Genomic DNA, 24199 nt, shown 5'->3' on the forward strand with positions numbered 1-24199 from the left:
GGGTCGGATTCTCTACAAACACTTTTGCTATAAACATTGGACTCCTTCGGAGTCGTATAAACCAATAAATTACTCATATCTCAACCCCTTCAAATTATTCTGAATTTCCTTTTCTAAAGTTTTACTTTCGCTGAAAAGTGTACTCAAATTGCTTTCAAAAGTTTTCATTTTGGCTTCAAATGCCGCTGGTGAAATATCGGTATATTCAATTTTTACTTCAAAATATTGTCCGGCACTCAACGAGTAGTTTTTGGCTTTGATGTCGTCATAGGAAACCACCACCGAGAAATCGTCCTTGGCTTCGTGCTGGTTAAAAGTGTCAATGATATAATCTTCTTCTTGTGGGGATAAAAGCGTTTTTTGGTTTTTGCCTTCTTTTACGGTAGTGCCCAGTTTAGAAGCATCCATTAGAACAATATCGCCTTTAGTGTTTGTTTTGTCTAGGAACAAAATAGAAACGTTGGTTCCTGTCGTGGCAAAAATATTACTCGGCATACTTACTACGCCACGCAGCATTTTTCGTTCCACCATTTGCTCGCGTATTTTGCGCTCAATACCACTTTGTGCGGTGATAAATCCTGTTGGTACTACAATCGCTGCTTTGCCTTTTGCGGTAAGCGAATACATAATGTGTTGTACAAACAACGGATAAATAGCCATACTGTCTTTCTTGGCTTTAGGAATATTGGGCATTCCTGCAAAAAAGCGTTCGTGGTTTTCTTTACTATCCAAATCCGCCACATAATCCGAGAAATCCAACTTAAACGGGGGATTGCTCACAATATAATCAAACTGCTGCAGCCGTCCGTTTTTGTCTTTGTGGTACGGTTCGAGGATGGTGTTTCCTTTTACAATATTCGGGATGGAATGCACCAAATCGTTCAGAATTAAATTCAGTCGCAATAGGTTTGAGGACTTTTGCGAAATATCCTGAGAATACACCGTGCATTTGTCTTCACCAATCTGGTGAGCCAAGTTCATCAGCAACGTTCCGGATCCCGCCGAAGGGTCATAACAGGTTACATTGCTTACACTCTCACTAACCAAACAACGCGCCATGATTTTGGCTACGGCATGTGGTGTAAAATATTCAGCATATTTTCCGCCACTGTTGGTGTTGTAATCGCTGATTAAATATTCGAAAATCGTAGCATAAAAATCAAACTTTTCATGAAAGATATTCTCAAAACTAAAGTTTATTAACTTGTTGATTATGGCTTTGCAAAAATCATCTCGCTTGTCCGTTACATATTTACTGATGTTTTCGAACAAGATAATTTTCTCGCCACCTTCAGTCAATACCGAGAATAATTCGCTGTTTTCTTTGGCGATATCCAGTAAGGTATTGTCAAAAATATCCGAGAAGTTGGCTTCATTTTGTCTTTCGAACAAACTGGAAATAAAATGCTTGGGTTGCAAGCGGGCGGTACTTTCGCACATTTGCATCATCAGCATTTCGTAATCGTTATCATTGTATGCTCTTAGAACCGCTTCCCAATTGTCGGCTTTGGCTATGTTGTCATCGAGTTGTTTGACTTCGTGAACAAATTTGTCGTTCAGGAACTTATATAAAAATACTTGGGTGATAATCTTGAATTCGTTTCCGTCATTTCCCAAACCGTAATTGGCACAAACGCTTTTTAAATCGTCTATGAGGTTTTTGGTTTGCTTTTCAAACTGTATGGTGGTAGTCATTGTTATAATTATTTGAATCCTTAGGACTCGTTACTGTTTCATATTTTTACCCCGAAGGGGTTTTATGTTTGTAAAAAATAATCCGGCTGTTTGGTTCGACCCCGAAGGGGTCGTATGCATAACGCCTCATATTTTCTAAAAACATTTGACTCCGTTGGAGTCGATTCTATTCTATCCATTCAAATAGGTATTCATTTTTAAATTCAACTTGAAATTTCTCTAAAAAATCTATATATTCTTCTTTGAAACTACTTTTCCTGTGATGCTCTTTTTGATTGTTGATATACCCTATAACATTATCCAAAGAAGAATGACTATACGAAAAAGCCCCAAATCCTTCTTGCCATTCAAATTTATATCTACAAAATTCTTTTTCTTTTATAAAACTATTTGACGACTTTTTTATTTCTCTAACCAAATCGGACAAACAGCAAGTTGGCTTCATACCAATAAAAATATGAATATGATCAGGCATTCCGTTTATAGCCAACATTTTTTGACCTTTGTTCTGAACGATTCCTGTAATGTATTTATATAATTCTTCTTCCCAAGTACTAGTAATTAATGCTTGTCTGTTTTTTACAGCAAACACAATTTGAATGTATATTTGAGAATAGGTACTCATAACTTTAAATTATTTATATTAGTTTATCCAGATACGAAATTGGGTTCCTTACAGCGATTTTACACGATAACCAACTGATAGTAAGAATATCTAAATTATAATGATTAGTAGGTTTTGTAGAAAAATCGAAAATTCCGATTTCAATAAACTCGCATTATAATTTCACTCATGATGCTGTTCTTCCATAAAACTCATTCATATATTCTTTTACTATCATTCCATTAATACGTTTGGTTGCAGTAGCATCCAGCGGGATGTTTTGTTTGTTTTTGAATTGGTCAATCACCAATCGCATCATCATTCGTTCTACAAAACTCTCGTTTTCCAGCATTTTCGAGTTTTGAATAATTTGTGCATCGACTGCTGCCTTCAATCCTTGCAAGGCTTCAAACAATTTACTTTCGCTATCCGTCAAAGGATCTTTTTCCATTAAGCGTTTGTGCAAGCGAGCGTATTTTTCGTCATTATCATACTTGGCCCGTAGCAATTGATTTTTTCGTTCTAATTCTTTGGCTTTGGTATAAATTTTTTCCAGCGCTGCAATGTTGCTTTCCATTTCTTCTTTGGTCACTTCATTCAAATTTTTCTTTTTGAATAAGCGTTCCAGTTCTTCTTTCAACGAAATAAATTCAGGTGCTTTTTGGTCGAAATTACCGCCTAACATTTCTCTGGTTTTTTGAAGAATGTTTTTGAGTTGGTCAGCCAATACCATTTCTTCCTCCTTGACTTTAACAAAAGCAAAAATAACATCTTCTAAGGCAATGTTCAAAAGGTTTGAGGTATCAATATTGCTTTCTAAGGCTTCTTTTGCATTAATCAGTGCCAATCGATTATTAGCATCACGAGATAAAACGGTCAGCTTATGAAAATCAAGTTGTTCCAACAGTTCGTAATTCCCAGACAGTCGAATTAAATTATACAAACTCTTCGCATTATTCAGTACTCGTGTGATTCTTAGAATTTCACTTCGGTCATTGATTTGCGTAATTTGTTGCGAGAAAATCTCAGCGTTCATCGTATCAAAATGAAACAAGACGTCTTTAATTTCCTTTATTTCGGCATTAATTTCCTCTTGTGATTTAAAGATGTTGGAATAATGTTCCATTTCATCCCCTAATTCTGATTGCAATTCGTTGAAATAATCTTGGTTGGTCTTGTCAAATTCTTTTTGAATATCGGCAAAATCAACTACATAACCGTATCTGAACTCTTTGTAGGTTCTATTGACACGTGTTAAAGTTTGCAATAAATTGTGCGCTTTAATCACACGGCCAATGTATAATTTCTTTAATCTTGGTGCATCAAAACCCGTTAAAAGCATGTTGTATACAAACAAAAAGTCAATGTTGCCATCTTTAAATTCTTCTACTTTATTTTTGCGATCTTCCTTAGTGCCAATGTCATGAAGGATTACCGCAGCAGTGGTTACTTTGCTTTCTACTTTCTTTTTAGATCCATAACTTTCTGATGGTTCCGCAGCTTGCAACAACCCACTATCTCTGGTTGTATTTATAGCATATTTCGATTCGAATATTTCAAACAGCATTTTAGCTTGCTCGGAGGAATCACAAACCACCAAACCACCGATCGTATTATCGTTCATGGCAATTCTGGCTTTTTCGAAATCCTGAACAATATAGTCTAGCATCGGTTCCACAAACTTAGGATGCGCATATACAATTTTCTTGTCACCGTTACCTTTTAGGATTTCAATTTCTTCCAAGGCTTGTTTCAGTGTTAGCTTATAATTGGTTTCTATTTCTTCCCGAATTAAACGCAGCGTATATCCATCCGCTATGGAGGAATTGTAATAGTATTTATGAATGTATTCTCCAAATAAGGCTTTCGAATTGTAATCTGTACCTAATAACGGCGTTCCAGTTAAACCAATTTTAATCGCATTGGAATCCGATTCGTTAAGGTTGGCCAAGAAACTTCCTCTTGGGTTGTAGCTTCTGTGTACTTCATCTAAGAAATAAACGCGCTGTATGTTGAGTTGGTAATCCGTATTTCGAACTACATCAGGATCATCCTGAAATTTCTGGATATTAACAACCGTAATTTCCGCTTTACCAGAATTGTTATGAATTACACTAATTGATTTAATATCTCTTGCAAATTCTTCTCTTGAGTTCACATTATGAACGACTAAGCCTCTGCTTTTAAATTCTTTTCCTGCTTGAATTAATAGATCCAAGCGATCTACGATAAAATAGAATTTTGGGATAATCTTTTTACTTTGGAAATAATCCGTTAGATATTTAACGTTGTAATATGCCAAAGCTGTTTTTCCGCTTCCTTGCGTATGCCAAATAATGCCTTTTTTCACTCCTTCTTCCAGTTTGGCTTCTATCGCTTTAGTGGCAAAAAGTTGAGGATATCGCATAATGTGTTTTTGCAAACCTTTTGATCCTTTGACATAGGCAATGGAATATTGCAGCATAAATTTCAAACGTTCTTTTTGAAACAACGATGTACAAATTCTGTTGGTGGGTGAATCTGGATTTTTATTCGTTATAAATTCAGGTGAGTTTTTAATACCAACGAGATTGTTATCCTTTAAAACTATGGTTTCATTCTCATCATCAAATGGTAAAAGAAGCGAAGCCATATCAAGTATTTTATCCTCTCTAAAATAATTAAATGATGGTTTCTCGTACGATGCTGTGGCATAAAAAGCCCCTTCAATTGGCATTGGCGAATTATCGTCATACTCCATATTATTGGAAAAAACCATCAATTGTGTAATATTGACAAATTTTCTGAATTTCTTATTTTGAAAACGCGATTGAATGCGCTTATGTTCCGCCAAAATACCATCTTGGTTATTCGGTTTTTTTACTTCGATAAAAACCAGTGGCATTCCATTAATTAACAGCGTAATATCCGGTCTAAACTCTTCGTCGTCTTTTTTGCAAGTGAGTTCCGTTACAACATTAAAAGTATTGTTTTCGAAATTCTCAAAGTCAATTAATCGAAATCCAGACCTTTGCGTAATTCTTTCGTAAAACGCTTTTCCTAAATCTTCATTATCGAGCAACAGGGAAACTTCATCTAACAATCGTTTTGCATCAGAATGCTCAATTCCAGGATTAATTTTAGAAATACTGTCTATAAAAACAGTAGTAAAAATGTTGGTGTTTTCATCCCATACTGCATTTTTCAACGAAATGTACGTATATCCCAAACGGGTTAAATGGAGTACCGTGGGTATTTTTACTCTGGAATCTTCGTTGAATGTCATTAAGGGATTGATTTTAAATTAAAATCTGATAATTCGAATGCTAAAGTATCGAATATTTAATTAAAATGAATGAGGGAAACCGTAAAGAGAACAATTTTTTAACTAAATCCAATCGCGTTTGATGCGCTCTGCTTGCATTTGTGTAAATAAACGATTTTTTCATAAAACTTAACAATGCCTAAATTTGGAACTGTTGTATACTCCGAATTTTGTATTGACTCGAACAAAATAGAATTCATTAACTCTATTTTTGGAATTGAAAGTGTTTTATTAAATGGAAAAAAATCTAAAAAATTTTCTTTTTCTGGAATTAAGATGAAATAAAACTATACGCCAAAGATTTGATATTAGAATTCTACTACAAAAAATTCAGCAAACGAGAAATCAAACTTTAAGTGAAGGAAAATGGCGTATTGCTCATGGAACAATTGGTGAAAACAAATAAAAAACAAAAACTTTTTTGGACGCTAACCAGAGCAACATCCGGAATTACACGCTATAAACTACTGATTTTTACATTGGAGTACCTGAATTTATAAAACCCGTTCACTTGAATGTTTATAATTATTACCGTTCCAACTGTTATTTTATGTTTCTTTCCAAAAATAAACGGTACTTTAGGGTCACTTTTCTAAGCGTATACACCCAACAATAAAGTCACATCTATAAAGAAAGATATCATTTAGCACTAATAAACATGAATAAAATACAATTAGGATGGATAGGCCTTGGCAACATGGGAAATCCAATGGTTATGAACCTACTCAAAGCCGGTTTTGAAGTATCCGTTTTCAATCGTACCAAAGAGAAAGAAGCACCGTTACTGGCCTCAGGAGCAAAATCAGCAAGCAGTTTGCACGAACTACTGCAAACATGCGACGTAGTTTTGACAATGTTGTCCAACGACGCGGCGGTAAAAGAAGTTTTTGAAGGACCAACAGGTTTATTATCTAAAGCACATCCTGGCAAAACCATCATCAATATGAGTACAGTTGCTCCGGAAACCTCGCGTTATTTGAACACCATTTGCAACCAACATCAGGTACATTTTATAGATGCTCCCGTTTCTGGCAGTGTGAAACCAGCACAAGACGGAACGTTAGTCATTCTTGTGGGGGCTTCGGCTGAAGATTTCGAAATAGCCAAACCAATATTTGAGGTTTTGGGTAAAATTGCGATTCACGTAGGGGAACCTGGCGTAGCAAGTTCTGCTAAATTAGCCATCAATTACCTATTAGGATTAAATCTTCAAGGAGTAGCCGAAACTGTTTTATTTGCCGAGAAAAACGGCGTAAGCAAAGAAGACATGCTCAACATCATCAATCAAGGTGCTTGCGGCAACGGAATTACGAATATTAAAACACCTTCCATTCTGAACGATTCCTATCCTGCTGCATTTGCGTTGAAACATCTGGTCAAAGATTTAAGACTTGCCAAAGAAGCCGGACTCGATTCTCCGTTGATTCATCCTTTGTACGACAGTTATGCCGCCGCAGAGCAAGAAGGATTAGGTGATTTAGATGTGATGGCAATTATCAGTAGTTTAAAAAGTAAATCATTTTAAAACAGTAGTAAACTCAGCGAATAAATCATTGTGTATAATTCGTTTAAATAAAACCAAAAAAAGCTACACCCATAAGATGTAGCTTTTATTATTTAATTGTAAAAATGATATTACTTAATCTTCACCGGAGGCAAGTCGAATGCAGCTGATTCATGTTCAAAACCATTGCGGTGAGAACCATCACAAAAAGGCTTGTTTACCGATAGTCCGCAACGGCAAAGACCCAACGCCGTTCTTCCCTCTAATCCGTATGTTTTTCCTTCGCAGTCTGTTATTTCAAAATCGCCTTCTATTTTTATAGAACCATTGCGATTGATTGTTAATTTTGTCTTGCTCATAATGCAGTTTGATTTTTTTTGAGGCCAAAGATTGCAAAATATATGCTAACGGAGTACAAATTATCTCTCTTTTCTCAACCAAAAGACTAATTTACATTAGTTCTATATTATAAAAATCTAAGGTCCAATACGTGCCAAGTGAAAGGTATGAAAATCGTTTTACTGCTACACAAACAGCATTTGCTTAGCATAACCCGCTCTCTGTCCATACCAATTCAATATTGAATTATACCTATCCTGTTATAATTAGCATCATGCCGGGATTTACACTGCTTTCATACATCATACAACAGACTTTAAGGCAACTATAGTGTTGATTTCCTTTTTGTTAACACACTAAAAAACAATACCGTCAAAGCAATTGAGAATAAAATTCCTACTGTGTTAGAAATACTGATATCTAATCCAAAACCTATAGTAGGATCATAACAAAGGTAAGAACCAATGACAGAGCTGATGAAAAAAGCAGGCACTAGAGCTACCATATAGTTAGTTTTTCTTTGGTACAAATACACCGCACCAATCCATAGAGCAATCCCTGCAGTTACTTGATTGGCCCAAGAAAAATACCTCCACAACAATTCAAAATCCATTTTGGTTAAAATAAAGGAGATTACAAAAAGTGGAGTAGCAACCATAAAACGGTTTTTCAACAGCTTTTGATCAATTTTGAAATAATCAGCAATAATCATTCTTGCGGCTCTAAACGATGTATCACCGGAAGTAATTGGTAAAACAATCACCCCTAAAACTGCGATTGTCCCAGCAATAGTCCCTAAGAACGTTACCGAAATTTTATTTACAACAGCAGCTGGACCACCGTTTTCAAGCAACAAACTAAGATCGTTTCCATGAAACAAACTCATTGCAGCTGCTGCCCAAATCATTGCAATAACCGCCTCAACAATCATCATTCCGTAGAAAATTTTCCTACCGTCTTTTTCGTTGTTTATCGTCCTAGAAATTATAGGGGACTGCGTGGCATGAAATCCGGATAAAGCACCACAGGATATAGTCAAAAATATTACCGGATAGTAGGGAATTCCTTTTGGATGCAGATTTTCTAAGGTTAGTTCAGGGATTGGATTCCCAAACATAAACATCCCGATACAAATACCCAAGGCACTTATCAATAGCAAAAAACCTAAAACCGGATATATCTTACCGATCACTTTATCAATAGGCAAAACGGTCGCAATAATATAGTACAGGAAGATTAAGAACACAATAATTAGATAAATGTCTGCATCATTTCCCACTAATTCATTAATCATTTTGGCAGGTGCCGAAACAAATACCGTACCGACTAAAACCAGTAAAAGAAGGGCAAAAAAGTTAACAACGTGACTAAAATACTTACCCAAAAACCGAGACGCTAATTCCGGTAAATGTGCACCACCGTACCGCATAGAAATCATTCCTGTCAAGTAATCATGCACACCCCCTGCAAAAATGGATCCTAAAACGATCCAGATAAAAGCTGATGGTCCATATAGAGCTCCTAAAATAGGACCGAAAATAGGCCCCACTCCCGCAATATTTAATATTTGTATGAATGAGTTTTTGTTACTACTCATGGGAACAAAATCGACCCCATCAGTAAGTTCATTTGCCGGCGTCGTTTTGTTCTCGTCGATCTTGAAATTTCTCTCTACAAATTTACCGTAGATGATGTAACCAAAAATCAATAAAAAAATTGCAATAATAAAGGTAATCATAGTTTAAATAGTTTAGATCTTTTAAATATATGACATCAAACTTGGTATCCAAGGTAACGCACCAATAATTTAGATTTTTTTAACTAAAAGAAACCTATTTACATACTTATTCAGCTTTTTTTACGAAAAATGCAATTATAACGGCTCTTATTACGCTTTTTTAAGAATAGCTCAATTATTTTTATTCAAAAGAGAAATAAGGCCTTTCTATATCCTACATATATCCCTACCATTTCACAAAATTAAAATCCACTTGCCACTCTTTGTACGAATTGATGTGGTGTGCCAATTTATAAAATACCGAGGTGATACTTATTGTTCTATTTTTACAACAATCTTCATTACAACAGAACCCCGACAAAAATCGTGTGTAATATAGTTTAGCTGGCAGACTTTGGCCAATCTGTATTTCTGCTGGAACCCATATATAAAAATACTTTTGAATTCAAAACTCATTTGAGTACCGCTTCACACATACACTTGGCTCATAGCTCATAAATTCACTGAACCAATCTATTATAATAAAGACTAGAAACAGCATTGTTTCGATCTAAATTGTACATTTGTTGCGTACCGAGTACCTTTTGAGGTGTTCCGATTGTTTACATTCCGGAACCGTACTATGCACCACTTGATTCCTTTGATAAATAATAGTAAAGTTCAATTCTAAATTCTATTTTAAACGCATGAGTATCTTAAAAAAAATAAATGTATTCCGAAGAATTGCAACACAAGGCCTAACTAAAAATATTGGTAATTCACAAAAGAATCAAAAAATTGATTGGACTCAAAAAGTAGAGATCAAAAGAGTTTTAATTTCCAGACCCAACCACAGATTGGGAAATCTGTTGCTCATTACCCCACTTGTTGAAGATGTAATAGCTACTTTTCCGGACTGCAAGATTGATTTGTTTGTAAAAGGTGGTTTAGCACCAATTGTATTTGAAAAATATACCAATATCGATACCGTAATTGAACTTCCCAAAAAACCATTCAAAAATCTTGTTGAATATTTTAAGGTTTGGATACGAATTAAAAAACAAAAATATGACATTGTCATCAATGTGGATAAAAACTCCTCTTCTGGACGATTATCCGCTCAATTTGCAGATGCCAAATATAAATTTTTTGGAGCGCTTGATAAAGACATATCGTTAAATCATCCCGATTACAAGCATATTGCAAAATACCCGGTATATGAATTCAGAAACTTTTTGACCACTCTGGGATTCCCGGAAAACAAAAATCCAGTACCACCGTTAGATCTTAAATTGAGTCTTGCTGAGCTTGCTGAAGGTCAAAAAATAGTCCAAGAACTAGTCAAAAATGACAAAGAGACGATTTGCATCTTTACCTATGCAACAGATGACAAATGCTATTCAGAAACCTGGTGGGAAGAATACTATGAAAGGTTAAAAACAGAATACCAAGAGTATAACATCATTGAGGTTTTACCCGTTGAGAATATTTCCCAAATAGGTTTTAAAGCAACTACATTTTACAGTAAAGACATTCGAGAAATTGCCTCCGTAATTGCAAATACTAAACTTTTTATTGGAGCTGATAGTGGGATCATGCATTTAGCCAGTTCAGCACTAACACCAACAATTGGGCTTTTTTCACGAGAAAATCAAAACATATATGCGCCTTATGGCACTAACAGTAGTGCAGTAAATACGAATACCAGCAGCACGCAGGAATTAATCAACGTGATAAATAGTATCTTGCTTAAACCAAATTATTCCACAGAATCAAAATTATAAAACAATTACTTCAAGATGCATCAATTGAATATAAAACTACCTGATTCCCTTTTTTGAAGCCATTGCAGGCAGTAAACTTAGTCTACTTTGTGGACAGTCACCTAAAACTAAAACCACTTAATTCTATTTTACACTATGAAAACCACATTTTTAGCCACACTATTATTCGTTTTTGCCTGTACAGCAAGTGTTTATGCACAAAACACTAATTCCTTTTCCCTGAAATTAGATCATATTGCCCTTTCCGTAAAAGACCTGGACCGTTCGGTTGATTTCTACAAGAATGTATTACATCTTTCAGAAATCACAAACCTTACAAAAAAAGAAGGCATTCGTTGGGTTTCTTTAGGTGACGGAAAAGAATTACATCTCGTATCTACGATTAAAGAACCTGTAAAAATCAATAAAGCAGTCCACTTAGCCTTTAAATCAGCCAACTTTGACGCATTGATTTCGGCATTAAAAACCCTAAACATTACCTATTCAGATTGGCCGGGCACACTTGATAAAATTACTGTTCGAGCCGATGGTATCAAACAAATCTACATTCAGGATCCTGATGGATATTGGATTGAAATAAATAGTGAAGCACTTCCTAAATAATTAATCCCTGAAAATAGCAAAGCCTTTTCAGGTAGTTGAAAAGGCTTTGCTATTTTATAATTTATTTTAAAAAGCGCTTTACTGCAACACTCGATTTATTTGAGTAAAGTTTTTTTCATAATATTTTTCTTTTGTAGAGGAAATGATAACACCACTGCTCACTGAGGCGTGAATGAATTTTATCTCTCCTTCACAAACTTCTACAACCATCCCTACATGATTAATTTGGCGCCTTCCATTTGTCTTAAAGAAAATCAAATCCCCTTTTTTAGCTTCTTCCGTATTAATCTTTGTTCCAAAACTGGATTGAGCTATTGATGTTCTTGGCAACTTAATATCAAATGCCTCAAAAGTAGTACACATCAAGCCAGAACAGTCAAACCCAGATTTTGTGGTTCCGCCCATCCGGTATCTGGTTCCTATATTTTCGGAGGCATGCTCAATCAATTGATCCAGAAAATCATGATTAAAAACAGGCTTGGTAAACGGGTGTAATTCCGGTTTAGTTTGCGCAATAATACCATTACCTTCAGCATTATTATTCTCTAATAGTACACGAGGAGACTGAATCATTAACTTGTACCCTATGGGAAGTTTTCTTTTCACATCTGGATTTTGTTTTTCTAATTCCTTAACCGTAATCCCATACTGTTTTGCAATAGAATATTTAGTTTCTTTAGGCATCACTTCCCGCACAATAATTTGTAAATCATCCTTTTCTTCGCCCTCCGTTGATAGTACGGGTACATCATTTTTTGACTGCAAAACTACGGTTGTTGTGATTTCCGGCCCAACAGGATCAACAGATAAACTGGCTTTAGGTACTGCTGTTTGTACCTTAATCTCTTCCTGCAATACTACAGCTATTTGAGTAACGGGTAACTGAGTCCAGGGAATATTGATTTTTTGTCCTACCCGAAGTGGTTTAACTCCTATTGCAGGATTGGCTTTGTCTAATTCTCCAATGGTGATTCCGTACTGTTTTGCAATGGAATATTTGGTTTCTTTTGATAAAACTTCCCGTATCAAAATTTCAGAAATTTGTTTATTAGTTGCTTCAGTGTCTAGGACTATTTCTGGTGTAAAAGTTGCTTTTTTAGATGGAGAAACAACCACTTTTGAGGTTGTAACTGCGGTTCCCGGAATGGTGATTTTTTGTCCTATTTGGAGTCCTTTAGCTTCTAGTTCAGGATTGGATTGGTTTAATTCTGCCAGAGATATTCCGTATTCCTTTGCAATTCCGTATGGAGTTTGTTTAGCGAGTACTTCGTGCTCTTTAGTAGCATATTTTAAGGGAGTATTCGTTTTTTTAGTGGTTTTTTTCAGACCTATAATTGGAATTAACAATACTGAATTAAGCTTTAAAAGATTTTTGGCTTTAGGATTTAGTTTGTAAATGGCGCTTTGTTTCACTTCATAGCGCTCAGCAATACTCGATATTGTTTCCCCTTTTACGATGGTATGTTTTATAATTTTTTCCTGTGAAAAAAGAACTATACTATTAAATAAAAAAAACGCTACAATTACTCTTACACTCATACTCTTCTCTTTCAAATTACTTATCCTATGTATTCCTCAGAAGCGATTTCGGGATATAATTATTAAATTTCGCTTTGGTTTATTTACTTGTATTTTTTCTATTTATAAAAAAAGGGTGGAAAAACACCTTTTTTATAAAAAAAACCTGATTCTGTGTTTGTAAAATTTTGAATGATCTTATTCTAATTCATCGCAAGAACTCAAAAAGGAATCTTACAATACTATGGTACTACTGATCTAAAAAACAAGCCACTTAATGGAGTGCGAATCAGTATTACTAGCCGAAAAAAATCGATGAATTTTATTTCACAAAAAAGCTAATATAAGTCTTATAACTTAAGGACTTCTCTTTTTTTTAACTTTTAACGTCCAAAAAGAACATTTCATACCTTTTTTGTAATTTTTTAATGTTTTTTTGAGTAAAATCTATTCTTTATTCAAAATAATAACACTGTTAGTTTGTCATAGCCCTGATGGAAGTGGAAAGCCTTTTGAAGTGAAATTACATTTTTTTTAGATAAAAAGAGCGACCAAAGGAAGCTCCTTTTTATCGTTAAAAAAAAGAAATTTCACGAAAAAGCTTGAAACGGAGAGCAGGAAATAGCTCCAAAAAAAACTCCCAAGTTTCCTTGAGAGTTTTGAAATAAATTATTTAAATGCTTATGCTTTTCCGGCAGCAGCAATCAAGTTTAATGCTGAACCTGCGATGAACCAACCAATTTGTCCTGCGTTGTACGTGTGGTTTGCTAAGATAATATCCTTAGTTCCATCAGCGTGAACAAATTCTAATGTTAATGGTTTTCCTGGAGCAAAATCAATTAAGTCTGTGAAGTTGATGGTGTCATCTTCCTGGATTTTATCGTAATCCGATTCAGTAGCAAATGTCAATCCTAAAAGGCCTTGTTTTTTAAGGTTTGTTTCATGGATACGAGCAAATGATTTTACCAATACAGCTTTCACACCTAAGAAACGCGGTTCCATGGCTGCATGTTCACGAGAAGATCCTTCTCCGTAGTTGTGATCGCCCACAACAATTGAAGGAACACCAGCTGCTTTGTAAGCACGCGCTACAGCCGGAACTGCATCGTAAGTACCAGTCAACTGATTTTTAACGGTATTGGGTTTTTGGTTGAATGCATTGATGGCACCAATCAACATATTATTAGAGATGTTATCTAAATGCCCACGGAAACGCAACCATGGCCCAGCCATAGAAATGTGATCTGTAGTACATTTTCCAAAAGCTTTGATCAATAATTTAGCCCCTGTAATATTTTTTCCATCCCAAGGCAAAAACGGAGCTAACAATTGCAAGCGCTCTGAAGTTTCACTCACAGAAACCTGAACTCTTGAACCATCAACAGCTGGCGCTTGAAAACCTGGATCTTCGGCATCAAATCCTTTTGGAGGTAATTCATTTCCTGTTGGCGCATCCAGCATTACTTCTTCCCCATTTTCATTAATTAAGGTATCCGTCAATGGGTTGAAACCCAGATCTCCGGCAATAGCCAAAGCGGTTACCAATTCAGGAGAGCCTACAAATGCCAAAGTGTTTGGATTTCCATCGGCACGTTTGGAGAAGTTACGATTGAAAGAGTGAACGATAGTGTTGCGCTCTTCTTTTTCAGCTCCTTCTCTATCCCACATTCCGATACACGGTCCGCAAGCGTTCGCAAAAACTGTTGCTCCCATTTTATCGAAAATATCGATAAATCCGTCACGTTCTATGGTATAACGAACTACTTCAGATCCTGGAGTAATGGTAAATTCAGATTTTATTTTTAAATTTTTATCTGTAACTTGTTTTGCCAATGAAGCAGCACGAGCGATATCTTCGTAGGAAGAGTTGGTACAAGAACCTATCAAACCTACTTCAATTTTCAAAGGCCAGTTATTTTTGATTGCTTCTTCTTTCATTTTAGAAATTGGAGTAGCTAAATCAGGGGTATAAGGACCGTTTAAATGGGGTTCTAATTCGTCTAAGTTGATTTCGATTACTTGGTCAAAATACAATTCTGGATTTGCATATACTGCTGGATCACCTGTTAAATACGGTGCAATTTTATCCGCTGCATCTGCTACATCAGCTCTATTAGTAGAACGCAAATAACGCCCCATGGAAGCGTCATAACCAAATGTAGAAGTAGTAGCACCAATTTCGGCACCCATATTACAGATCGTTCCTTTTCCAGTACAAGACATGGAAGTTGCTCCTTCGCCAAAATACTCCACGATAGCACCTGTCCCACCTTTTACAGTAAGAATACCGGCTACTTTAAGGATTACGTCTTTTGGCGCTGTCCAACCGGAAAGTTTTCCAGTTAATTTTACTCCAATTAATTTAGGAAATTTTAATTCCCAAGCCATTCCTGACATCACATCAACCGCATCAGCACCACCAACACCAATGGCTACCATTCCTAAACCTCCTGCATTAACAGTATGAGAATCAGTACCGATCATCATTCCGCCTGGAAATGCATAATTTTCAAGCACTACCTGGTGAATAATTCCGGCTCCTGGTTTCCAGAAACCAATTCCGTATTTATTAGATACTGAAGAAAGGAATTCAAACACTTCATTACTTTGTGTTTTTGCTCTGGCCAAATCAGTTACTGCATCCACTTTTGCCTGGATCAAGTGATCACAATGCACTGTTGTAGGAACCGCTACTTTAGTTTTACCGGCATGCATGAACTGCAATAATGCCATTTGAGCGGTTGCATCCTGACAAGCCACTCTGTCTGGAGCAAAATCAACATAATCAGCACCTCGGGTAAAAGCTTGTGAAGGCATTCCATCCCAAAGGTGATTGTACAATATTTTCTCCGTTAATGTAAGCGGATGGCCAACTATTTCGCGTGCTTTATCAACACGAGTAGTCATGTTGTCATACACTTTTTTAATCATTTCAATATCAAAAGCCATATCTAATTATTTTCTGTTATTATATTTTAGAACCACAAGGTACAAAAAAAATGAAGACCTATTAAAATAAAAAAAGCCTGAGTCTGTCGAAAGACCCAAGCTTTTTAATAGTATTAACAAAAATTAATTATTACCTAACCAATAACTTATGAGATGGCGCAAACTGCGTTAGATTTATACCTTTTACTGCAGCTTTGTATTCCTCAAGAGTTGGGGTTCTGCCTAAAATTGTAGACAACACAACAACCGGTGTTGATGAAAGTAACGATTCTCCTTTTTTACCTTCCGTATCTTCAACAACTCTTCCTTGGAAAAGGCGAGTAGATGTTGCCATTACAGTATCTCCTTTTGCTGCTTTTTCTTGGTTACCCATACATAAATTACAGCCTGGACGCTCTAGGTATAGAATATTTTCATATCCTGTACGTGCCTCGCCTTTAGGAGCATTATCATCAAATTCAAAACCAGAATACTTTTGTAAAACTTCCCAGTCTCCTTCAGCTTTAAGTTCATCTACAATATTATAAGTAGGAGGCGCAACAACAAGCGGTGCTTTAAACTCTACTTTACCGTGTTGCTCATCTATATTTTTTAGCATTTGAGAAAGAATCTTCAAATCACCTTTGTGTACCATACAAGATCCTACAAAACCAAGATCTACTTTTTTTACACCACCGTAAAAAGAAAGTGGTCTAATGGTATCGTGTGTATAACGCTTAGAAACATCCGCGTTATTTACGTCTGGATCTGCAATCATAGGCTCAGCAACGATATCTAAATCGATTACAACTTCCGCAAAATATTTTGCATTAGCATCCGGTATCAAAGCTGGTTTATCACCTGATCTGATGGCTGCGATTCTATTATTAGCGATAGCAATTAATCCTTTAAGAACTTGGTTCTCGTTATCCATTCCTTTGTCAATCATGATCTGGATTCTGCCTTTGGCAATCTCTAATGATTCGATCAAAGTATCATCCTCAGAAATACAAATAGAAGCTTTCGCCTTCATTTCTGCAGTCCAATCTGTAAAAGTAAAGGCCTGATCAGCAGTGAGTGTTCCTAAATGAACCTCAATAATTCGTCCTTGAAATACATTCTCTCCACCAAATTGCTTCAGCATTTGAGATTGGGTAGCATGAACAACATCACGGAAATCCATATATTCTTTCATATCCCCTTTGAAGGTAACTTTTACTGATTCCGGAATTGGCATTGAAGCTTCACCCGTAGCTAGTGCAAGTGCAACTGTCCCCGAATCAGCCCCAAAGGCAACCCCTTTAGACATTCTGGTATGAGAGTCACCGCCAATAATAATCGCCCACTCATCAACAGTAATATCATTAAGAACTTTGTGAATCACATCAGTCATTGCGTGATAGTTCCCTTTAGGGTCACGAGCTGTAATCAAACCAAAGTCATTCATAAACTTCATCAATCTTGGAATGTTTGCTTTGGATTTATTATCCCAAACTGATGCTGTATGACAACCGGATTGGTATGCACCATCAACAATTGGAGAAATCACAGTAGCAGCCATAGACTCTAATTCCTGAGAAGTCATTAAGCCTGTAGTATCTTGCGAACCTACTATGTTTACTGTAACGCGCACATCAGAACCTGCATGTAAAACTTTACCTGGTGTTGAACCAACTGCATTTTTATTAAATATTTTTTCTACAGCGGTAAGACCTTGTCCTTCAATAGAAATTTCTTTTGACGGAGCAAATACCGATACGATATCAATTCCTAAAGTCTTTGATGCAAAAGTTTGTAGTTTTTTTCCAAATACAATAGCGTAAGATCCACCCGCTTTAATAAATTCCATTTTCTGAGGCGTAAATGCCTTAGAAATATCAATTAATTCTTTATCGCCGTTATAGAGCTTCTTAGTTTTTGTATTTATGGTCAGCACTGTTCCTGTTGCAACAGAATAAACTTCTTCCAAAATAGGCTCACCATTTTCATTGCGGACTACCGTTCCATTTGCATCTGTTTTCTTAACCCAGTTTTGAAGATCCAGACCAATACCACCCGTCACATCAACAGTAGTAAGGAAAATTGGGGAAATACCGTTAGTTCCAGCAACAATTGGAGCTATGTTTATGAATGGGACATAAGGACTTGCTTTTTTACCTGTCCAAAGAGCCACATTATTCACTCCTGACATCCTTGAAGAGCCTACACCCATAGTTCCTTTTTCGGCAATCAACATAACACTTTTGTCTGGGTGTTGCGCTTGAAGCGCTTTAATTTCACCTTGAGCTTCAGGCGAAATCAAACATTTTCCATGTAGCTCACGATCAGAGCGTGAATGTGCTTGGTTACCCGGAGAAAGTAAATCTGTCGAAATATCTCCTTCACCAGCAACATAGGTAACAACCTGAATTTCCTCAACTACCTCTGGCAGCTTCGTAAAGAATTCCGCCTTAGCGTAACTCACTAAAATTTCCTTTGCAAACGCACTACCGTTTTTAAATGCCGCCTCTAAGCGATCGGTATCAGCCTCATAAAGAAATACTTGTGTCTTTAGAACTTCTGCCGCCACTTTTGCAATTGTGATTTCATTTCCTAAAGCTAAGTCAAGCAAAACTTTGATTGAAGGACCACCTTTCATCTGTGATAATAACTCTAATGCAAAAGCTGGTGTTATTTCATCCACTACTGATTCACCAAGAACAATCTCCTTCAAAAAAGACGCTTTTACGCCAGCTGCAGGTGTTGTCCCAGGAACCGTATTATAAATAAAAAACGAAATTGAATCCTTGCGATTTGCGTTATTTGAATCTTTAATTTGCATAATGATTTCGCTTACTAAATCAGCGCTATCAATTGGCTTTGGATTAAGTCCCTGAGTTTTTCTGTCTTCGATTTCTTTCAGATAATCGTTATAAATGTTCATAGTAAATTGTTTTCAATGTTAAAAGCTATTTATTTTAATGTACTCAAAATTAAAAGCCATGATGCGTAGTTTTTATTCACGTCGCAAATTTAGCTCTTTAAGATGATATTTAAAAAAAATTAATAGATGTGGTTTTTTCAAATGATATTATTACTAAATACTGATTTTTACCCTTTATAATTAAATAATTTTAAAAAATTTAACTATAAACTGATTAATCCCTAAAGAATTAATTACATTCTAACTAGTATCAGATCATAAAAACCATTATAACTAAGAAAACGTTGTAGTTCCTGTCTAAAAATAAGAACCGAGTACCAAAAAAAAGTCAAACCAACTTAGCAATTATCATTTCTTCGGTAATTCCTTCGGCATCTGCTTTGTAATTTTTAATAATTCGATGGCGTAAAATCCCGGTGGCTACCGCTTTCACATCTTCAATATCCGGCGAAAATTTTCCATTGAAAGCAGCGTTGGCTTTGGCTGCCAAAATCAAATTTTGAGATGCTCGGGGCCCCGCTCCCCAATCGAGATAGTTTTTTACAAACTCATTTGATAATGGATTTTCAGGACGAGTTTTACTCACTAATGTCACGGCATATTCAATTACATTATCAGCCACGGGAATTCTGCGAATCAAATGTTGAAAATCAATAATTTCTTGTGCAGTAAATAATGGATTGATCGTGTTTTTGATGTCTGATGTCGTGCGTTTTACTACTTGAACTTCCTCTGCAAAAGAAGGATATTCCAGCTTTATAGCAAACATAAACCGATCCAATTGAGCTTCAGGCAAAGGATATGTTCCTTCTTGTTCTATTGGGTTTTGCGTGGCCAAAACAAAATAAGGCAAGGCTAACTTGTAATTCTCCCCAGCAATAGTAACAGCGCGCTCCTGCATGGCTTCCAGCAAGGCTGCCTGCGTTTTGGGTGGTGTTCGGTTTATCTCATCTGCCAGAACAATATTAGAAAAAATAGGCCCTTTTATAAATTTAAATTGACGGTTCTCCTCTAATATTTCACTGCCCAAAATATCAGAGGGCATCAAATCCGGTGTAAACTGAATTCTTTTAAAATCAAGACCTAATGCTTGTGCCAGCGTATTTACCATTAATGTTTTAGCTAATCCAGGCACTCCTACTAACAAAGCATGTCCCCCAGAAAAAATACAAAGCAAAATTTGATCTACTACAGCATCCTGTCCCACTATGATTTTTGCGATTTCCTTTTTCAGCTCATTCCTTTTTTGAACTAGGTTGTGTATTGCTGCTACGTCTGACATTTATAAAAATTTAAAATTAAAAAAGAGTTAGCGTTATGAAATCATAAAACTAACTCTTTTTATTTATTTTATTGAAAAAAAAATATTTGCGATTCCTCTCACATAAGTAAGTCGAAAGTTTAAAAGTCGTAAAGTCAAAAGAATTAACTTTAAGCAAAACAGCTTTAAATCAGATTTTTACATGATTTTATCCTGATTTTAAAATACGACATTATACCATGGTTATTACTTAATGTGTTCTTGTGGTAAATTATTTCTTTATCCAGTTGTTTGTAAAAGCACAATCTCTGTATTCTCCAATGATTTTGATATACGTTTCTTTAATTTTATCTCCAAACCATTTCCCAATAGCTGTAATTTGCTTGTCTTTCAAAGCTAAATCTTTAATTTTGATGTAATCATTTGCGTAATCAGCAGTATGCTCTTCTATTCTATTGGTCACGGTAATCAATTTGAATTTCTTTTTACCTTCTTCACCTTGGTCTAAAATGGGAAGTGAAATCTCGCCTTCTTTCAAATTTGACACTTGACTGTAAAAAGCGGGGTCCATTTTCGTCAATTCAAAACGGGTATCCTGCGTTTTTGGATTAATCAATGCGCCTCCATTGGCTCTTGTTTCTTTCTCGTCAGATAAAGTCCTTGCTGCTTCCTCAAAAGTAATTTCTTTATCTTCGATTCTTTTTCTGATCAAAGTGATTTTTTCTTTAGCTTCATTCAAAGCTTCCTCTGTTACAGTTGGACTCAATAATATGTGACGCAATTCTACTTCTTGTCCTTTTATCTTTTCTATGTAAATAATGTGAAACCCAAAATCAGTTTCAAAAGGAGCGGATATCTCTCCCTCAGCCAGACTGAAAGCTACTTCTTTAAACTCTTTTACAAAAGGGGTCTTCCTATTCATTTTATAATAACCTCCATTTGCTCTTGAACCGGGATCTTGAGAATACAATACGGCTTTAGTTGAAAAACTGGATCCTTCTAATATTTCTTTTTTAAACAAATTCAATCGATCAATTACCTTTTGTTTATCGGCAGCTGAAACTTTAGGCGTAATTATAATTTGTGACACTTCCATTTCAGCTCCAAAAAAAGGAAGATCAGCGGCAGGTATCTTTTTAAAGAAATTACGAACTTCTTCCGGTGTAATTTCTACTGCTTCAATAATTTTCTTTTGCATTTCTGACGTGAGCTTATTCTCTTTTAGAATATCTGAGAAATAGGTTCTGAATTCTTCTTCCGAATCTTTTTTATAATACTCCACCACTTTTTCCAGCGACCCGATTTGCTCTGTCATGTACTCCAAGCGCTCTTCCATCATACCTTTTACTTCGGCATCAGTCACTACGATACTATCCTGAATGGCTTGGTGCGCATACAATTTATCTTCTAATAACTTCCCTAACATTTGGCATCTTGTAATGTCTTTTACAGAACCTCCCTGACTAGAAATTTCAAGATATGACTTGTCAATATCCGAATCTAATATAATATAATCTCCTACGGTACCAATAACCCCATCAATTTTTTGCTTCCCAGTAGATTGCGTTTTTTTAATAGGAACGATTACAGTATCCTTAATGATTTCTTGTGCCTGTAAAAGGCCACTTGAAAATAGCAAAAGAAAAAAAGGAAGAACAATTTTATTAATAATTTTCATTTGTATGTGTTTTATTGGCATTTTTCTAGTTTATTTTTATAATGAAGGATTTATATTCCCGACTTTAAAGTATGGCTTGTAAAAGCAATATTAATTTTTGCCAAATATACACTTTTAAGCTTCAGGAAATGAATTGCATTTGCATTCCAAATTACTTCCTTTTTTTTAAATTTAAAAGAGACAAAAATAACAATTCAATTATATAATACAAGTTTCCGTACTACTATTAACAAAAATTTATACACCTATTTATTCCCTGTTTGTTTCCGCTTCTAAATCCTAAAAAAGAGACTTTTAAAGACCTAAATAAAGGACTCCCTATTCCTTCATTTATGCTATCGAAACGGCAATCAATTATTTTTCTTCTTTTTCCCAGCGCTTACTAATTATGAAACCTCTTTACTCGCGCATCTGCTGCTCCGTTCAAACAATCTAAAAGATAAAACTTTACCCTTTTTACTTCAAAAACAAAAATCCAGCTTTAAAAACCTCATTATAAGGATCCTTATTTAAAAAGTTCTCAACACTACAACGTTATCGCTACAAATTAAAAGCACTGCTTTACGAGTCCTTTGATAATTTTTATAAATTAGCTAAAAATGATATTTATTTAAAAAAAAACTTAAAAAATATATTATCACTATTATTTAATGCTTTTTGTTTTGATTTAAATAAAATTATGATTTAAATCGCAATCTATTCTTTCATAATGAATCTTATAGACTTAATACGCATCCTATTCGATTTTAATTAAAATGTCCCAAATTTATTAACTACCTTAATTTATCATTTTATGAAAAAACCAAATTTCAAAATTTATTTATTGACCGCTTTACTTGCCGGCTTGTACTCCTGTAATTCAAATGATGATCTGGCAGACAATCCAACTGAAACAGCAACACAATTCAAAGTGATTAATGTCACTAATCATGACGGACGGCCATTCAGCACTGGAGTATCAACTAATATACCAACTGGAAGATATGTTGCAAATCCCGGAGGTGGTGTAATGATGCAAGCGTTCTACTGGGATGTACCGGCCGGTGGAAACTGGTGGAATACTGTGAACACAAAAATAACAGATTGGTCAAATGCCGGCATTGGCTCTATCTGGCTTCCTCCGGTATCAAAAGCTCAAAACGGGCCGTTTTCTATGGGCTACGACCCTACTGACTATTTTGATTTTGGGAATTACAATCAAAATGGTACGGTAGAAACCAGATTTGGTTCCCGTGCTGAATTAGAAAGCCTGATTACAAAAGTGCATTCTGAAAACATGCAGGTTTATGCGGATATGGTACTGAATCACAACAGTGGCGGACAATTAGAAAACAACCCTTTTACAGGAACACAAACCTACACAAACTTTACCGGTGTTGCTTCTGGAAAATTTCCAAGAACAAGTGCTGATTTCTATAAAAATGCGTACGGTAATAATGACGAAGGTTCCTTTGGGGGATTTCCAGATTTAGCCCATGTAGTACCAAATGTACAAGACTGGCTTTGGAAAAGAACAGACGGAGTAGGGAAATACTATAAAAACACAATGAAATTTGATGGATGGAGATTTGATTACGTAAAAGGTTTTGCTCCGTGGGTCATAAAAGATTGGAATGCAAACGTTGGTGGTTTCTCCGTTGGTGAATTATGGGATTCTAACGTAAACATACTAAATGATTGGGCGAATAATGCCAACAGTTCCGTTTTTGATTTTGCGTGCTATTATAAAATGAACGATGCTTTCGACGGAAACAACCTAAATATTTTGAATGACGACATGATGTGGAAAAGAAACCCGCACAAAGCGGTTACTTTTGTCACCAACCATGACACTGATGAAATTTGGAAAAAAGAGCTAGCGTATGCCTACATCTTAACGCATGAAGGATACCCAACTATTTTTTACCGAGATTACGAAGAATGGCTTAATAAAACGAAAATGAATAACTTAATTTGGATTCATAACAATAAAGCTACTGGTAACACCTCTATTTTATATACTGATACTGATGAATACATCGCCCGTAGAAACGGATATAACGGCAATCCTGGATTAGTGGTTTACATCAATAATTCATCCACTTGGCAAGAACGATGGATTCAGACCAACTGGACTAATGCTCAAATCAAAGATTTTACAGGTAATTCAACTTGGCAGCCGACTACTCAAGCAGACAAATGGGTCAAAATACAGTGTCCCCCAAATGGATATTCCATCTGGTCGATAAACATGTAACCCAAACTATTTTAAAGGCTGTCTATTTTGGAGGGCACTGAAAAACTTCACTTATTTTGATTAGCATCCTTTTTTAGACAATAAAAAAACGCTTATAACAGGATT

Annotated in this window: 14 protein-coding genes; 4 read left to right on the forward strand and 10 right to left on the reverse strand. The window is 35.7% G+C overall.

All coding sequences use genetic code 11. From position 1 onward, the window contains the following. Window positions 1-69: 69 nt before the first annotated feature. The 3 genes from EKM05_RS12930 to EKM05_RS12940 form a co-directional block, all read right to left on the reverse strand. Window positions 70-1695, reverse strand: a complete 1626-nt coding sequence (locus tag EKM05_RS12930) for a class I SAM-dependent DNA methyltransferase (RefSeq protein ID WP_126555906.1) — start codon at window positions 1693-1695, stop codon at window positions 70-72. 166 nt (window positions 1696-1861) lie between these two features. Further along, the gene (gene tnpA, locus EKM05_RS12935; protein WP_126555909.1) at window positions 1862-2320 is read right to left on the reverse strand and encodes an IS200/IS605 family transposase; all 459 of its coding nucleotides are present in this window, start codon (window positions 2318-2320) and stop codon (window positions 1862-1864) included. 166 nt (window positions 2321-2486) lie between these two features. Further along, window positions 2487-5564: a type I restriction endonuclease subunit R gene (locus EKM05_RS12940; protein WP_126555912.1), complete on the reverse strand. Its 3078-nt coding sequence runs from the start codon at window positions 5562-5564 to the stop codon at window positions 2487-2489. 697 nt (window positions 5565-6261) lie between these two features. On the opposite strand from EKM05_RS12940, the gene EKM05_RS12945 reads away from it, so the two are divergent. Beyond that, window positions 6262-7128 (forward strand): NAD(P)-dependent oxidoreductase, encoded by an 867-nt coding sequence (locus tag EKM05_RS12945; RefSeq protein WP_126555915.1) that lies wholly within the window; start codon window positions 6262-6264, stop codon window positions 7126-7128. A gap of 110 nt (window positions 7129-7238) precedes the next feature. Here EKM05_RS12945 and EKM05_RS12950 read toward each other — a convergent pair whose 3' ends face one another. Together EKM05_RS12950 and EKM05_RS12955 are read right to left on the reverse strand one after the other, a co-directional pair. Next, complete coding sequence (locus EKM05_RS12950) at window positions 7239-7466, reverse strand: CDGSH iron-sulfur domain-containing protein (RefSeq protein WP_126555918.1); 228 nt, start codon at window positions 7464-7466, stop codon at window positions 7239-7241. A 305-nt stretch (window positions 7467-7771) separates the two neighbouring features. Then, window positions 7772-9184 carry a carbon starvation protein A gene (locus EKM05_RS12955; protein ID WP_126454456.1) on the reverse strand — a complete coding sequence of 471 codons (1413 nt, stop codon included), beginning with the start codon at window positions 9182-9184 and terminating at the stop codon, window positions 7772-7774. Window positions 9185-9870: 686 nt separating this feature from the next. Here EKM05_RS12955 and EKM05_RS12960 point away from each other — a divergent pair. Both EKM05_RS12960 and EKM05_RS12965 read left to right on the forward strand, forming a co-directional pair. Then, window positions 9871-10947: a glycosyltransferase family 9 protein gene (locus EKM05_RS12960; RefSeq protein WP_126555921.1), complete on the forward strand. Its 1077-nt coding sequence runs from the start codon at window positions 9871-9873 to the stop codon at window positions 10945-10947. Window positions 10948-11082: 135 nt separating this feature from the next. Next, on the forward strand, window positions 11083-11550 hold the full coding sequence (locus tag EKM05_RS12965) for a VOC family protein (protein WP_126555924.1): 468 nt from the start codon (window positions 11083-11085) through the stop codon (window positions 11548-11550). A gap of 78 nt (window positions 11551-11628) precedes the next feature. On the opposite strand, the gene EKM05_RS12970 is transcribed toward EKM05_RS12965, so the two are convergent. The 5 genes from EKM05_RS12970 to EKM05_RS12990 form a co-directional block, all read right to left on the reverse strand. After that, window positions 11629-13089 carry a peptidoglycan endopeptidase gene (locus tag EKM05_RS12970; RefSeq protein WP_126555927.1) on the reverse strand — a complete coding sequence of 487 codons (1461 nt, stop codon included), beginning with the start codon at window positions 13087-13089 and terminating at the stop codon, window positions 11629-11631. Window positions 13090-13749: 660 nt separating this feature from the next. Then, window positions 13750-16017, reverse strand: a complete 2268-nt coding sequence (locus EKM05_RS12975) for an aconitate hydratase (RefSeq protein ID WP_126555930.1) — start codon at window positions 16015-16017, stop codon at window positions 13750-13752. Window positions 16018-16147: 130 nt separating this feature from the next. After that, the gene (locus EKM05_RS12980; RefSeq protein WP_126555933.1) at window positions 16148-18919 is read right to left on the reverse strand and encodes a bifunctional aconitate hydratase 2/2-methylisocitrate dehydratase; all 2772 of its coding nucleotides are present in this window, start codon (window positions 18917-18919) and stop codon (window positions 16148-16150) included. Between the two features lie 328 nt (window positions 18920-19247). After that, entirely contained in the window at window positions 19248-20201 is a 954-nt protein-coding gene (locus EKM05_RS12985) for a MoxR family ATPase (protein ID WP_126463136.1), read from the reverse strand. A 250-nt stretch (window positions 20202-20451) separates the two neighbouring features. Beyond that, the gene (locus EKM05_RS12990) at window positions 20452-21879 is read right to left on the reverse strand and encodes a peptidylprolyl isomerase (protein WP_126555936.1); all 1428 of its coding nucleotides are present in this window, start codon (window positions 21877-21879) and stop codon (window positions 20452-20454) included. A 772-nt stretch (window positions 21880-22651) separates the two neighbouring features. Between EKM05_RS12990 and EKM05_RS12995 the strand changes: the two genes are divergently transcribed. Beyond that, a complete protein-coding gene (locus EKM05_RS12995; protein ID WP_126555939.1) occupies window positions 22652-24094 on the forward strand; it encodes an alpha-amylase in 1443 nt (480 codons plus the stop codon). The last annotated feature ends 105 nt before the right edge of the window (window positions 24095-24199 follow it).

The organism is Flavobacterium sp. GSP27 (genome assembly GCF_003970395.1).
Lineage (GTDB): Bacteria > Bacteroidota > Bacteroidia > Flavobacteriales > Flavobacteriaceae > Flavobacterium.

Excerpts from the sequence above, each read along its gene's own strand:
- EKM05_RS12930 (WP_126555906.1), bottom strand. The coding sequence starts at position 1,695 with ATGACTACCACCATACAGTTTGAAAAGCAAACCAAAAACCTCATAGAC.
- tnpA (WP_126555909.1), bottom strand. The coding sequence starts at position 2,320 with ATGAGTACCTATTCTCAAATATACATTCAAATTGTGTTTGCTGTAAAA.
- EKM05_RS12940 (WP_126555912.1), bottom strand. The coding sequence starts at position 5,564 with ATGACATTCAACGAAGATTCCAGAGTAAAAATACCCACGGTACTCCAT.
- EKM05_RS12945 (WP_126555915.1), top strand. The coding sequence starts at position 6,262 with ATGAATAAAATACAATTAGGATGGATAGGCCTTGGCAACATGGGAAAT.
- EKM05_RS12950 (WP_126555918.1), bottom strand. The coding sequence starts at position 7,466 with ATGAGCAAGACAAAATTAACAATCAATCGCAATGGTTCTATAAAAATA.
- EKM05_RS12955 (WP_126454456.1), bottom strand. The coding sequence starts at position 9,184 with ATGATTACCTTTATTATTGCAATTTTTTTATTGATTTTTGGTTACATC.
- EKM05_RS12960 (WP_126555921.1), top strand. The coding sequence starts at position 9,871 with ATGAGTATCTTAAAAAAAATAAATGTATTCCGAAGAATTGCAACACAA.
- EKM05_RS12965 (WP_126555924.1), top strand. The coding sequence starts at position 11,083 with ATGAAAACCACATTTTTAGCCACACTATTATTCGTTTTTGCCTGTACA.
- EKM05_RS12970 (WP_126555927.1), bottom strand. The coding sequence starts at position 13,089 with ATGAGTGTAAGAGTAATTGTAGCGTTTTTTTTATTTAATAGTATAGTT.
- EKM05_RS12975 (WP_126555930.1), bottom strand. The coding sequence starts at position 16,017 with ATGGCTTTTGATATTGAAATGATTAAAAAAGTGTATGACAACATGACT.
- EKM05_RS12980 (WP_126555933.1), bottom strand. The coding sequence starts at position 18,919 with ATGAACATTTATAACGATTATCTGAAAGAAATCGAAGACAGAAAAACT.
- EKM05_RS12985 (WP_126463136.1), bottom strand. The coding sequence starts at position 20,201 with ATGTCAGACGTAGCAGCAATACACAACCTAGTTCAAAAAAGGAATGAG.
- EKM05_RS12990 (WP_126555936.1), bottom strand. The coding sequence starts at position 21,879 with ATGCCAATAAAACACATACAAATGAAAATTATTAATAAAATTGTTCTT.
- EKM05_RS12995 (WP_126555939.1), top strand. The coding sequence starts at position 22,652 with ATGAAAAAACCAAATTTCAAAATTTATTTATTGACCGCTTTACTTGCC.